Below are 13,720 nucleotides of genomic sequence, written 5' to 3' on the forward strand. Positions count from 1 at the left end.
TAGCGGAAAACTCGCTAAACTAACAAAAAAGGAGAAGTCTATGTGACCTTCTCCTTTTTTAGGAATACGAGATTATATCAGTTGGCATTCCTTTTTCACTGACAATCCTTTGATATTTTCGACTCACTGAAGATTGGCTAATGCCAAGAGCTTTTGCTGCCTTAGTCGTTGTTTTATACTGCTTCATTGCAAGTAAAATCAATTGTTCTTCTACAGAATGTAGTGCTTCTTGTAACGGTAATACTCTCGTAATAACTGGTTTTGATTTTTTAAAGTCATAACCGGGGGTTAAAAACTTACTAACAAACTCAGCTTCAATTACTGGATCATCTGCTGATACTACTAAACGTTCAATCATATTTTGTAATTCACGTACATTTCCTGGCCATGAATAAAACTCTAGTAAGTTAAGTGCATCCGGAGTTAAATGATAGTTTTTATTATATTTTTCATTTAACTGTTGTAAAAAATGAAAAGCGAGTACTGGGACATCTTCCATTCGTTCTCGTAGAGGAGGCACTTGCAATGGAATTACATTTAAGCGATAAAATAAATCTTCACGGAACGTTCCTGCCTCTACCATCTTTTCCAGACTTTTATTTGTAGCGGCAATAATTTGTACATTTATTTTCGTAGGTATTGTACTTCCAATAGGAATTACTTCTTGTTCCTGCAGGACCCTAAGCAATTTCACCTGCAAATGTAGAGGCATTTCTCCAATTTCATCTAAAAATAAAATACCTTGATCAGCTCGCTTGAAATATCCTTCTTTTCCATTTTTATCTGCTCCTGTAAAAGCACCTTTCGTATAACCAAATAGTTCACTTTCTAACAAAGTTTCTGGAATTGCACCACAATTTAATTTTAAAAATGGCTTTGCAGATCGCTTTCCAAGTTGATGAATTGCTTGAGCAATTACTTCCTTCCCGACGCCCGATTCTCCGGAAATAAGAACATTGGAAGAGAAATCTGCTATTTTTTTAGCTTGGTTTATAATTTGCTCCATTTTCGGACTACAGTAAATAAGTTTCTTAAGAAAACGATCTTTATTTTTAAAATCATCTAATTCCTTCTTATATTGCTCTGATATTCTCTTTATTTCATGTAATTCCGTCTTTAATCTCGTAGCTTCTGTAATATCTCTTGAAGCAATAATAATACGATGAAGCTCTCCGTTTTCATCAAATACAGGATTTCCAACTGCCAATATTTTTCTTCCACTTTTTGTTTCTTGTACAACTGATACCTTTTTTTGTTGCTCCAATACTAATCGCGTAACAGATGGACTAAATAACCCTTTCTGTTCTAAGTCTAAAAGGTTTTTACCTAAAAGATCCTTCAAATTACTCCCCCAAAAATCATTAATAACGGTTTCACTGTAACGAATTAATTCCCCTTTATGATTAACAACTAATATTTCATCATAAATACTAGACAAAATTGCATGCAAATCTTTGTTTAAATCCTTTATATATTCAATTTCCATTGCCATGTCCTCAACCATCGGCAAATCTTGTACGATAATAACCATTCCTTCAATATTTCCATCAAAGTTTGGAATGGGACTATAGTCAACTAATACACCCATCTCATTTGTGATTTGTAATTGATTCAAAATTGTCTTTCCCGTTGCAAATACGTTATTAATATGTCCTTCGTTAAAAATTTGTTCTGCTGGTACATTCATTACTCTTTCAGGTGTAGATTTAATCATCTTCAAACCAGATTCATTGCAATTTACAATTTTCTTTTCACGATCCACTACAAAAATCCCCATTGGAATAGACGTTAAAATAATTTTTAATATATCAACACTCTGATTTTCTTGTTTAAATAGTTCTGCAAAAACATCTTCTCTTCTTATATATCCTATTAACTCATCCATTTCATTTTTCACTATCGCAATCGGCGCTCCAATAATTTGAAACAGAGCTGTTAAAGAAATATTTTTACTAAGATAACATATTGTATCTAGCGAAACTGCATTTGCAAGCAATGCCTTGGAATGTAAGTCCTTACTGTTTGATAGCAGATCCTTGACATGAACGTATGCAAATAATTTCTCTCCCCTTTTTAAAAATAGAAAAGGTTCTTTTATATTTTCAACGTCTATATTCCATTCCTTTTCGGATTGATCGATAGGTAGAGAAACAATAGGTCTAATTTTATTACGAGCAATGGAAAACATTCTGCTATTCCTCCTTTGGGCTACTTAATTTGTATTGTATCATTAAATGCAGATTTTTTTAATTAATCTGAAAACAAAACATTCTTTCCTTTACTTAATAAAAAAAGGAAGATGAGCACCTCCATCTTCCTCATTGTTCTATCATTAATCACTACCACTAACGAAAAGGTCTTCTTGAATATAAGCTAATACCATACCTGGAATTACTTTATCTCCTGCCTCTACTTCTAAAGAGTGAACTTCTCCGCTACATCCCATCTTAATTACTTCCAGTTTACCATTCATATCTTTAATCGAAAATAATGGCTCCCATTCATAAACTCGAGAATCCTTAACAATAGAAACTTTTTCAATTGTTCCATAGCATGGACTCGTAATAATATCATAGTACATAATCAATCATCCCCTTCTTTTATTCTATTAATATTGCTCTTCTAACCTTTGTGACTGAAGAATCATATAAAAAAAGCTTTGAAACTCTTCTATGTCTTCAATCTCAATTCCTAACCTCGGTGCCCAATATTGTTCCTCTACAATATCTTCTTGACTTAATAAAATCATTCTCCCATTTTGAATAGAGGTAACCATTGCTTTTCCAAGAAACTGTTGTGAATACGTAACAGCTATATCGTAACGATGACTTTTCGACAAAACACAATAATAACCGATTGGTTGTCTCTCCACTTCTTCTAATAAAATATCCAGTTTCATTTGAGCCCTCCTTTAGGTTAAAAATGCAACCAACCTCTTAGGCGCGATGCTTCTACAATCTTACGAACTCCTTCAATATAAGCAGCAATTTTCATATTTACTCCAAAGTGTTTTGAAGTGTCAAGTACGTTAGAAAAACTAGATGTAATTTTCTCCTTTAAACATTGATCAACATATTGCTCTGTCCAATAATATCCTTGATTATTTTGACACCATTCAAAATAAGAAACAATAACACCACCCGAGTTTGCTAAAATATCTGGAACAACCAAAACTCCCTTTTCTTCTAACATCGTTATCGCCTCTTTTGTTGTTGGACCATTTGCAGCCTCAATGATAATCTTACATCCAAGCTTTCCTGCATTATGTTTCGTAATGACTCCCCCAATTGCCGCTGGAATGAGTACATCACATTCTTTTTCTAACAACTCCTGATTAGAAATTATTTTACTAAAGAGATTCGATACTACACCGAAAGAATCTCTGTTTTCTAATAAATAAGGAACATCTAAGCCGTCTGGATTATAAATTCCTCCTATAGCATCTGATACCCCAACTACTTTCACACCAATATCATATAAATATTTCGCCAAATACCCTCCAACATTCCCAAATCCTTGAATAATAACTCTCATATTTTGTAGTGGAATTTGTTTTAACTCACTTACTAACTGAAGCGTATACAATACACCTTTAGAAGTTGCTGTTTCCCGTCCTTGTGATCCTCCTAGCATTAATGGCTTCCCGGTTATAAAGCCTGGAGAGTCAAACTCCCTAATATGGTCATATTCATCTAGCATCCAAGCCATAATTTGCGCATTTGTGTACATATCAGGAGCCGGAATATCTTTCGTCGGTCCCACAATTTGACTTACTGCCCTTACATACCCACGACTCAATGACTCTAATTCTCTAAAACTCATCTCCTGTGGATTACAAATAATCCCGCCCTTTGCGCCTCCATATGGCAGTCCTGTCACTCCACATTTCAAGCTCATCCAGCCAGCAAGTGCTTTTACTTCTTCTGCCGTAACATCTGGATGGAATCTAATACCACCTTTCGTTGGCCCAGCTGCGTCATTATGCTGAGCACGATACCCTTGAAATACCTTTGTTGTTCCATCATCCATACGAACAGGAATACTTACTTCTAAAAAACGCATTGGTTTTTTCAGAAATTCAAATACTTCGTCTGGATAATGTAAAAAATGAAGCGCCTCTTTTAATATAGCTTGAAATTCCTCTAAAGGATTTTCAACCTCACCTGTATGTTTTTCTGACTGAATCGGCACGATAACACCTCGCTTTTTATTTTTACTAATTATACAAAGCAATAATCGTGCCAAGTGAAAATGCTACGGTAATCATATTGTGTCACCCTCCTACTTATGATGCTTTGAATGACTTATGCAATACTGCATGATTATTAAATATAAAAAGCAAAAGACATCGGGATTTATCCGATGTCTTTTGCTTTTTACATTTCCTGCACTTCTTCAAAATGCATTTGCGGAGGAGCTAAGCGGAACATATTTGTAATATATAAAAGATATCCCATTCCAATAGCAGCCCAGCAAATACCGAGAATAAGTGAATGAACATTGAGATTAAACCATAGTACTGCTACAGTACCAGCACCTAAAATAGGCATCACTAAAAAATTTAAACAGTCTTTTATCGTTTTATATCTTTTTTTCTTAATTACATAGTAGGAAATTACAGATAAATTAACAAATGTAAATGCAATAAGCGCTCCAAAATTAATAAGTGATGCTGCCGTTTCTAAATCAATGAATATCGCAGAGAGTGAAATAACTCCTACAATAATAATGTTATATACTGGCGTTCGCCAACGAGGATGAATGTATCCGAATATTTTTTTCGGAATGACATTATCTCGACCCATTACGTACAATAATCTAGACACACTTGTATGAGAAGCTAAACCAGACGCGAGTGTCCCCATAAGCGTTCCTACTAAAAAGAAAGCTTGAAATAGTTTTCCACCAACATATAGCGCAATTTCTGGAGACGCTGATTCTTTATCTTTAAATACAGATGTATCTGGAAAGAAAGATTGTGTAAAATACGTAGTTGTAATGAATAAAACTCCACCGATTAAAGCAGTAAGAAAAATAGCCCGAGGTATTGTCTTCCTCGCGTTTGGTGTCTCTTCCGAAAATGTAGTTACTGCATCAAAACCTAAAAATGAAAAACAAAGAATTGTTGCACCTGCAACTAACGGTGATATTTGTATATCTGATTGAAAAAACGGCTGAATGGAAAAAACTTCTCCTGTTCCCTCTCCCGCTAATAAACCTTTTATAACTAGAAAAACAAACACGGCCATTACTAGCACTTGAAATATTACTAAAAACGTATTGAAGTTAGCAGTAACATTTACGCTAATAACATTTATAAGTGTAATCAGTAGAATAAAACCAATGACCCATATCCAATTGGGAATACTTGGAAAAAACGCTGACAAATAAATTCTCGTTAATAGTGCGTTCACCATCGGCAGAAACAAATAATCCAATAATGCGGACCATCCAACAAGAAACCCAAGTCTTGCACTAATTGTTTTCTGTGTATACGTATAAGCTGATCCTGCGGTAGGAAAAACCTTTACCATTTTGCCGTAGCTTGCAGCGGTAAACAACATCCCTGCTAATGCAATCAAATAAGCTCCTGGAACATGTCCACCCGTTTTTTCCGAAACGATTCCAAACGTATCAAATCCAACCATCGGTGTCATATACCCGACCCCTAGCATAACAATTGACCAAAGTCCTAATGAACGTTTTAAACCAACTACTTTTCCCACCTATCATTCCCCCTACTTTCTCTATCTCATTTTCATTTGAAAATTGACAGCAAAAAGGAAACGCTTTCAAATAGCTGTATACATCACACCAACTATTACAGTTCCCTTTTGTTTTTAAATATCATGCAATTTTCGAGCCAAAATGTATGTAATTAAAAAATTCAATTCGAAAGAAAACATATAGGTGGAATGAGGCCTCACTTCTTCTCATTTTTTATTCATTTTGACATAAGTTATTCAATCTCTCATACTGCTAAATATAAAAAATAAAGCTTTAATTCGTGTTTTTTATTTTCACTCCCTTACAAATTTGGCTTTTATGAGATAGGAATATTTCCATGAAATAATAACATTATGTAAACTATCCATAGAAAAAAGCTGTCTTTTCTATAAAGACAGCTTTTTCTATGACACGATATTAAAAATTGAATGCGAAGTCATCGTCAGATAACTTTTCAACGTTCGTTGCTTTTACGTAACCATTTCCTTTTACAGAGAAGAAATCATGGTTTTTCGTATCTGTACGTAGACCATTTAAAACGATTGGGTTAATTTCTTCTTCTTCAAACTTCGGCTCAAGTCCTAAATTCATAAGTCCTTTATTCGCATTGTAGCGAACGAAACGATTTACATCATCTACAAGACCGATAGAAGTGTAAATTTCTTCTGTGTATGCCATTTCAATTTCATATAGTTCCATTAATAACTCTTGCGTTTCTTTTTGCACTTCTTGTTGATCTTCTGCAGAAAGCTCTGCGAAAAGTTGTTGTGCTAAAATACCGACGAATACGCCGTGAATGGACTCATCACGAATGATTAGGTTAATAATTTCACCACTTGCCGTCAATTTACCTTGACCTGCTAAGTAAAGTGGATAGAAGAATCCACTATAGAATAAGTAACTTTCTAAGAACACACTTGCTACCATTGCCATGTATAACTCTTTTTTCGTTACTTGAGGCTTTAATAAACGACGATAGTAACGAGTAATAATACCAGCCTTTTTCTCAAGTAATGGATGATTGTCTACCCATTCAAAAATATCATCAATTTCTTCTTCCGTAGCTAACGTTGTAAAAATATGACTGTAACTCTTCGCATGTACTTCTTCCATAGCTCCCATGAAAGCTAATACACTTTTTGCTTGTAAATTTTCAAGATGAACAAGTACAAGTGGCATCCCTTCGCCACCTTGTTTCGTATCTAAAAGTGTTAAACCACCTAATACACGCTTATAAGCAATTTGCTCTTCTTTTGATAATTGTGCCCAAGTATTTTTGTCAGAAGACACCGCGATTTCTTCTTCTGTCCAAAACTGAGCGATGTTTTGCTTCCAAAACATTAAACTAAAATCATCTTCCTTTTTGTTCCAGTTTACCGCACGCATTCAATCGCCCCTTCTCTAAATAAACATGAAAAATTGATAACTAAGCATGAGCAGGGTTCAGAAAACCCTGCTCATAATGTCTCACTTTTTTATATTAAACGGTACAAGCTACGCACTCTTCCACGCTTAATTTACGTGTTCTCGTATAATACAGACTCTTTAAGCCTTTTTTATGTGCATAGATGTAGTAACGTGCTAACTCACGTGTTGAAATATCACTATTGACGTAAAGAATTGTACTAATTCCTTGGTCAATATGCTCTTGAATTTCTGCAATTAAATCAATTAATTTAAACTGATTCATATCGTAAGAAGATTTATAGTACCAGAACGTATCTTTTGATAAATACGGCATTGGATAATATGTTGTCGCATTCGCATACGTTCTTGATTCGATTTGACTTACGATCGGCATTACGCTTGAAGTTGCATTTTGAACGTAACTGATAGATTGTGTTGGAGCGATAGCAAGACGGTATGAATTATATAATCCATTCTTCTGCACTTGCTCTTTTAAACTTGTCCAATCTTCTTTTGTTGGAATATGAATTCCTTCAAATAGTTGCTGAACTTTTTCAGTTACTGGGCTGTAATCTGTCGTTTCATACTTCTCAAAGTATGTGCCGTTCGCATAATCAGACTTATCGAAGTCTTTAAATGTTTCGCCTTTTTCTTTAGCGATTTCCATACTTTTCTCAATAGAGTAGTAATTTAACATCATAAAGAATGTACGAGCGAACTCTTTCGCTTCTGCACTTTCATAACCAATTTTATTTTTTGCTAAATATCCATGTAAGTTCATTGCTCCAAGTCCAACTGAATGAAGCTCATCATTTGCTTTTTTCACAGTTGGTGCATTCGGAATGATTGTCATATCAGAAACAGCTGTTAAAGCTTCCATTCCTGCATGAACTGCTTCACGAATTTCTTTATTTTCCATTACATTTACGATATTTAGTGATCCTAAGTTACAGTTAATATCGCGGCGGATAATGTCATCTGTACCATAATCATTTATTTCAGAAGTTTCTTGTAGCTGGAAGATTTCTGTCTCGAATGTTCAACCGAGTTCGCTACTCCTCAGTCCGTTGCTCATGCAACTGCTGTATGTCACCATACAGGACAGACTATATCATCACCTACAGCATTACCTGATTAGGTGCTCCGCTTTTCGAACGCCAATCGCTTGCGCTCTACTCCCATAAGGGATAGTCGTTAGGCTTTTACTTATCTTAATCTTTCAGAAAGTCTCTTATTACTTTATGTTGTCTGATCACTCTGCTATACAAAATAATAAGATACATTCTGAACTTTTCTATGCTCATTCTAAGATAAGATTTAGCACGGTAGGTTACCTCAAACTTGAGGCTTTCCCCGTTTAACGGAGTTTTCGACTAGCATTTCTACTAGAAGGTGCTACATATTTAACACAAGTTCGACATCTTCACAGTTCCAATATCCTTCAGTGGATGCTGGTTATTTGCATTTGATTTAAACATTAAGTATGGGTAACCAGACTCAAGCTGAATCATTGCGATTTTAATAAGCATATCACGTGCACTAATATCTAGCGGCTTCTTCTTCACTTTCGGATTGCTCATTAATTCATCGTACATTTCATCAATATCAATATCATCTAAATGCTTGCCATATTCTTTAAACACCGTATAAGGCGCGAAAACATGGAAAGGTTCGTTTTTCTCAGCAAGCTCAAAGAACTTACTTGGAACGATAATTCCGATTGATAGAGACTGAATACGGCTCTTCTCGTCGGCATTTATTTTCTTTGTATCAAGGAATTCGATAATATCCCAATGGAAGATGTTTAAGTATACTGCACCAGCACCTTTTCGTTGGCCAAGTTGATTCGCATATGAAAACGAATCTTCAAGCAATTTCATAACAGGTACTACACCACTTGCAGCGTTATCAATCCCTTTAATTTGCTCACCACGCGCACGTAGCTTAGATAAGTTTAAAGCTACTCCCCCGCCAATTTTTGATAATTGCATTGCAGTATTAATGTTAAAGCCGATTGAATTTAAGCTATCGTCCATCTCTAACAAGAAACAAGACACCATTTCTCCTCTTCTGCTTCTTCCCGCATTTAAAAAGGTTGGTGTCGCTGGTTGGTAGTTTTGTTTTACAATCATGCTTGCGAATTGTTTTGCCTTCGCAACATCACCGCGTCCTAAGTATAATGACACAATTGCTACACGATCTTCATAGCTTTCTAAGTATTGTTTTTGATCATTCGTTTTTAACGCATAATCTTTGTAGAACTTAGATGCTGCCATATAAGATTGGAATTCGAAGTTTTCACCATAAGCGATGTTATATACTCCTTCTACTTCCTCCAAGCTATACTCGTCCAGAACATTGTAATAGTAATCATGTTCTTTCATATACTCCATTCGCTCTGCCACGCTATTAAAAGGAACGGTATTCTCTCTAGCTTCTTCCATAAAGACTTCTAATGCCTCTTTATCTTTATGAAGCTGATAAAAACCGTCCTGCATTTGCGTGATTTCATTATTCAGTTCAATGTGTCGCAATCTCCCGCACCCTTTCCTTAAAATATTCTACATCGTTATTTGTTCCTGATAACTCAAATTTTGATACAATAGGCACTTCATATTTAGCAGAAATTTTGTCAGCACTTGCACCGAACATGTCTCCCCAGTTACGATTGCCGCTTGCAGATACGCCTTTTAATTTGTCATTATTGCGCTCTAAAAATTCTAAAACACGTTCTGGTACATTGCCAAAACCTGTTGTATACGTAATAAGAATAAAGTCTTCATCTATTACTAGATCTTCACCAATTTGAACGGCCGGCATATTTAATTTGTGAATGAAACGCTTCACGTTTCCTGTCATAGAATCATATGCAACTAACATTTCCGACCCTCCCTCTCCAATCTATACTCTTTGTATGTCATTTCTTGATTTCTCTATATATTGTATTACGTTTCAAAATAAGACACAAGATATATGTATAAATTCTTTCTTTTTTTAACTTTTACTTTTCGACAAGACCGCCGATTTTTTTCAATACAATGACTATGAAACAACATTCTAAAACTCATGTCAATAAAGTGCTTTTCAAAAAAGTTGTCAACGAATTTAACCTCATTTTAAAAAAAGTTAACAATATATTTTGTCATAAAACGGCAAATGCTGGAGGAATATATTTCTCCAGCATCACGCAAAAAAGAACAGACATGAAACGATAATCTGTTCTAACAAACGATTACATTTATCAATTTTACTTTATTAAATATTATACATATACTTTCGTTGCTCGTTACATACTAAAAGATAACTATTATAGAAAAAGATTATTATTATTATGGCGTTTCAATTTATGTATGAAAAGTTTATTCAGAGTGCTCAATACGCAAAATATCTTTTACAAATATGTGATGCGGATTCTCATCTTTATCAAGCATTGTACATACAGGAGCTTCTTCATCAAAGTATACGATCATTCCTTCTACGTACTCATATGTCTGTTGAACTTGTACAGTTACTTTAATTTCTGCCGCTTGCTCATACGCCCTTTTTATTTTCTGAAGCATTTTTGTTGAACATTTTCGTTTCTCTGGATACATAACCATTCCCATACATCTATTTCCGGCTCTATCTTTCCACATATAATCCCAATGCGGTAAAATGGCTTGTTTAAAATCGCCCATAATTCTCCTCCCCTTTATCTTCTATTTATGAACGTGGCGTTTTTGAATATGTATAAATTACCTGTCCGCCGCGTTGTGCATTCCCAATAATATGTTTAAAATCTTCTCGACTTACTACAACTTTCCTAAACGTATAAAATACATCTTTCGTTGCAACATACTCCTTTATCTCACCATTTTTCAGCTGATCCAAAATTGTATTTGCTAATTGTTCATCCATGTATTTCACCTCTATGCAATATTTTATTTTATCGTATCTTTTATAGGTCAACAACTGTAAATTTTTCCTGTTGCTATGCCTTCATTTCATTTTCATTATTTTACAAGCAGTATTGCTTTATTATATGTCCACTAAATATCATATACTAACATAGCTACTTCTCTATATCAAACATTTTGGCATTCAATCATACAAAGTTCCATACCACTATGTTACAATATACAAATAGAACTAGGAGGGATACTATGATTCGGAAAGCAACAAAGACAGATGCAAAGGCAATATCTCCTTTATTGTATAATGCTCTGCATGAAATTGCTGAAAAAATCACTGGTAGCACAGTTGAAGCAAATGTATTACTAGGACTTGAAAAATGGTTCGTAAAAGAAAATAATCGATTGAGCTATGAAAACTGTTTAGTGGCGGAACAAGATGGAAAGGTAGTTGGGGTTATTGTCGCTTATCACGGTAGTGACGCTCAACAACTTGATGCACCAATCATACGCCACTTAAGAGAACTACATGAAGATGAATCCATTACGTTAGAAAAAGAAGCTGAACTTGATGAGTATTATATTGACACGTTGTCAGTTTCAAATATGTACGGCGGACGTGGCATTGGCTCTAAGTTAATCGATGCAGCTGAACTTCATGCAGCTGAAACAGGTTATGAAAAAATCGCCTTACTTGTTAATTTAGAAAACAAGCGTGCTTTTTCACTGTATGAAAAACTAGGTTACAACAAAGATAAAACCGTAATGCTCGTTGGCGAACCTTATGCTCATCTAATAAAACCATTACGTACATTGGTTTCTATATCTTAAAAAAAAGCACACGATTTTATATAAAATCGTGTGCTTTTAAGTTAATTTTGTATTTAATACACTTCCATTCATCGCCTCATGGAACGTATACTTTGTATATCCCCACGGCTTCCGATGAAAAATAGGAGGTCCAGACCATCCCATCGCCCTCAGTTCCGCACCAATCATCGTATTAAAATAGCTATGTCCTACTATCGCGATTTTCCCGTGCACCATTGCATAGTGATGTAACATGTTAGCAGCTTCTTTTGCCCTTCCCCTTGCTTCCTTATACGACTCAACATCTTTATGATACCCAACCATCCATAAAGCACGTCCAATAAAAAACCAAGTCCCCGGCTTACATTTAAACCATTCTGGTGCAAAAAAACTCGACGGTACTTCTACTTCTCTAAAAAGAGAATTTTGCACAAAGGACAAAGAATTCATTAATTCCGCTGCTGACTGTACAGCACGTCTTTGATCACTCGATACAATTAAATTTGCCGATTCTACTGCCTCAATTGTTTCAATCGGTATGTTACATTCCCTACTCATACTATCTACATCATATCTCTTCAGCCATTCATGAAATGAAGTAATTGTCATCGGTTCTATAGTACTATTCAAGCGACCATGACGAATAAAAGATATCCACATTCTTTTCACTCTCCATTCATCACTTACGAACTATATTATGTACTATTTCTTACATTCATCATAACATGCTGAAAATAAAAGTTACATATTGTTACATATCTCCGCCACTACTATGAGTAACTGAAGCATCTATTCCATCAAAATATGTATTCGTTTCATGTTGACGAATTTTCTTCAACTGTGTATAAGAAAATAAATATAAGAACAAAGCTATAAAGCTCCCCATAATTTCAAACATTATTTTACCGCTCCTATTTCCCCCTTATTAAACAGACCAACATCCATTTTCATTATAAAGATATAAACACTTTTTCTCCAGCATCATATGAAATATGGATATTATCTTACAAAATATGAATATTTTTCGACTTTTTCCTTTGAAAACATTTACAAAACAGGAAACATAGTTCAAAATAAAGGAAAATAAAAAATCCCAAATTATTCTTTTTTGGAAAAACTGTAACAAGGAGAGTTGCTTATGCAGATCGCAGAAACTGGAGATATCATCGAATTTAAAGGTGGAATGCAAGGCCGTGTTCAAAAGGTAAATCAAAACTCTGTTATTGTTGATATAACAATTATGGAGAATTTTAGAGAACTAGATATGGAACCTCTTACAGTTGTAAGTCATAAAAACTATACTGTCATTAATCAAAATGCATAATATAATAGAAAGAAAAGTCCTGTATAGTATACAGGACTTTTCTTTCTATTAACGATTATCAATCGTTTCCGGATATAGATCGTGGTTCATCATACGGTAATCTGCCATTTGTTCATACTTCGTTCCTGGTCGACCGTAGTTGCAATATGGATCAATTGAAATACCACCACGTGGTGTGAATTTGCCCCATACTTCAATGTAACGCGGATCCATTAATTTAATTAAATCATTCATAATTACATTCATACAATCTTCGTGGAAGTCACCGTGATTGCGGAAGCTAAATAAATATAACTTTAAAGATTTACTCTCTACCATTCTTTGTTCAGGAATGTAGCTAATATAAATTGTTGCAAAGTCTGGTTGTCCTGTTTTCGGACATAAGCTTGTAAATTCAGGACAATTGAATTTTACAAAGTAATCACGGTTTGGATGGTTATTATCAAATACCTCTAAAATTTCTGGGCTATATTCAAATAAATATTTTGTATTTTGATTTCCTAATAATGTTACATCTTTTAAATCTTCATCTAATCTTCCTGCCATTTTAAACATCCCTTCT

15 protein-coding genes and 1 pseudogene are annotated in these 13,720 nt (G+C 34.6%); 2 read left to right on the forward strand and 14 right to left on the reverse strand.

Going from position 1 to position 13,720, the window contains the following annotated elements; genetic code table 11:
* Positions 1 to 58: 58 nt before the first annotated feature.
* The 11 genes and pseudogenes from G9F74_RS04075 to G9F74_RS04125 form a co-directional block, all read right to left on the reverse strand.
* The gene (locus G9F74_RS04075; protein WP_000491359.1) at positions 59 to 2,188 is read right to left on the reverse strand and encodes a sigma 54-interacting transcriptional regulator; all 2,130 of its coding nucleotides are present in this window, start codon (positions 2,186 to 2,188) and stop codon (positions 59 to 61) included.
* 144 nt (positions 2,189 to 2,332) lie between these two features.
* Positions 2,333 to 2,581, reverse strand: a complete 249-nt coding sequence (locus tag G9F74_RS04080) for a biotin/lipoyl attachment domain-containing protein (RefSeq protein WP_000291046.1) — start codon at positions 2,579 to 2,581, stop codon at positions 2,333 to 2,335.
* Between the two features lie 27 nt (positions 2,582 to 2,608).
* The gene (locus G9F74_RS04085) at positions 2,609 to 2,899 is read right to left on the reverse strand and encodes an SAV0927 family protein (protein ID WP_000762558.1); all 291 of its coding nucleotides are present in this window, start codon (positions 2,897 to 2,899) and stop codon (positions 2,609 to 2,611) included.
* Positions 2,900 to 2,916: 17 nt separating this feature from the next.
* Positions 2,917 to 4,191, reverse strand: coding sequence for a Glu/Leu/Phe/Val family dehydrogenase (locus G9F74_RS04090; RefSeq protein WP_002106094.1), 1,275 nt, complete (start codon positions 4,189 to 4,191; stop codon positions 2,917 to 2,919).
* Between the two features lie 185 nt (positions 4,192 to 4,376).
* Positions 4,377 to 5,726: an APC family permease gene (locus tag G9F74_RS04095; RefSeq protein ID WP_016108059.1), complete on the reverse strand. Its 1,350-nt coding sequence runs from the start codon at positions 5,724 to 5,726 to the stop codon at positions 4,377 to 4,379.
* A 418-nt stretch (positions 5,727 to 6,144) separates the two neighbouring features.
* On the reverse strand, positions 6,145 to 7,113 hold the full coding sequence (gene nrdF / locus G9F74_RS04100; protein WP_001203010.1) for a class 1b ribonucleoside-diphosphate reductase subunit beta: 969 nt from the start codon (positions 7,111 to 7,113) through the stop codon (positions 6,145 to 6,147).
* 94 nt (positions 7,114 to 7,207) lie between these two features.
* Positions 7,208 to 8,158: a ribonucleotide reductase large subunit gene (locus G9F74_RS04105; protein WP_073990709.1), complete on the reverse strand. Its 951-nt coding sequence runs from the start codon at positions 8,156 to 8,158 to the stop codon at positions 7,208 to 7,210.
* 382 nt (positions 8,159 to 8,540) lie between these two features.
* Positions 8,541 to 9,668, reverse strand: a pseudogene (locus G9F74_RS04110) (ribonucleotide reductase N-terminal alpha domain-containing protein); the annotation flags it as partial.
* On the reverse strand, positions 9,655 to 10,014 hold the full coding sequence (nrdI, locus tag G9F74_RS04115) for a class Ib ribonucleoside-diphosphate reductase assembly flavoprotein NrdI (RefSeq protein ID WP_000959449.1): 360 nt from the start codon (positions 10,012 to 10,014) through the stop codon (positions 9,655 to 9,657). The pseudogene G9F74_RS04110 and the gene nrdI, both read right to left, overlap by 14 nt.
* A gap of 479 nt (positions 10,015 to 10,493) precedes the next feature.
* Entirely contained in the window at positions 10,494 to 10,811 is a 318-nt protein-coding gene (locus G9F74_RS04120) for a hypothetical protein (RefSeq protein ID WP_016108058.1), read from the reverse strand.
* A 25-nt stretch (positions 10,812 to 10,836) separates the two neighbouring features.
* Positions 10,837 to 11,031 carry a hypothetical protein gene (locus G9F74_RS04125; protein ID WP_000344285.1) on the reverse strand — a complete coding sequence of 65 codons (195 nt, stop codon included), beginning with the start codon at positions 11,029 to 11,031 and terminating at the stop codon, positions 10,837 to 10,839.
* Positions 11,032 to 11,276: 245 nt separating this feature from the next.
* On the opposite strand from G9F74_RS04125, the gene G9F74_RS04130 reads away from it, so the two are divergent.
* Positions 11,277 to 11,855, forward strand: coding sequence for a GNAT family N-acetyltransferase (locus tag G9F74_RS04130; protein WP_000619577.1), 579 nt, complete (start codon positions 11,277 to 11,279; stop codon positions 11,853 to 11,855).
* A 36-nt stretch (positions 11,856 to 11,891) separates the two neighbouring features.
* Here G9F74_RS04130 and G9F74_RS04135 read toward each other — a convergent pair whose 3' ends face one another.
* Positions 11,892 to 12,494 (reverse strand): histidine phosphatase family protein, encoded by a 603-nt coding sequence (locus G9F74_RS04135; protein ID WP_000264991.1) that lies wholly within the window; start codon positions 12,492 to 12,494, stop codon positions 11,892 to 11,894.
* A 91-nt stretch (positions 12,495 to 12,585) separates the two neighbouring features.
* A complete protein-coding gene (locus G9F74_RS04140; protein ID WP_000461689.1) occupies positions 12,586 to 12,732 on the reverse strand; it encodes a hypothetical protein in 147 nt (48 codons plus the stop codon).
* A gap of 240 nt (positions 12,733 to 12,972) precedes the next feature.
* On the opposite strand from G9F74_RS04140, the gene G9F74_RS04145 reads away from it, so the two are divergent.
* Positions 12,973 to 13,158: a YkvS family protein gene (locus tag G9F74_RS04145; RefSeq protein ID WP_001165081.1), complete on the forward strand. Its 186-nt coding sequence runs from the start codon at positions 12,973 to 12,975 to the stop codon at positions 13,156 to 13,158.
* Positions 13,159 to 13,206: 48 nt separating this feature from the next.
* On the opposite strand, the gene queF is transcribed toward G9F74_RS04145, so the two are convergent.
* Positions 13,207 to 13,704 carry a preQ(1) synthase gene (queF, locus tag G9F74_RS04150; RefSeq protein ID WP_000918895.1) on the reverse strand — a complete coding sequence of 166 codons (498 nt, stop codon included), beginning with the start codon at positions 13,702 to 13,704 and terminating at the stop codon, positions 13,207 to 13,209.
* Between the last annotated feature and the right edge of the window lie 16 nt (positions 13,705 to 13,720).

The sequence above is a fragment of the Bacillus sp. EKM202B genome, assembly GCF_011066025.1.
Classification (GTDB): Bacteria; Bacillota; Bacilli; order Bacillales; family Bacillaceae_G; genus Bacillus_A; species Bacillus_A toyonensis.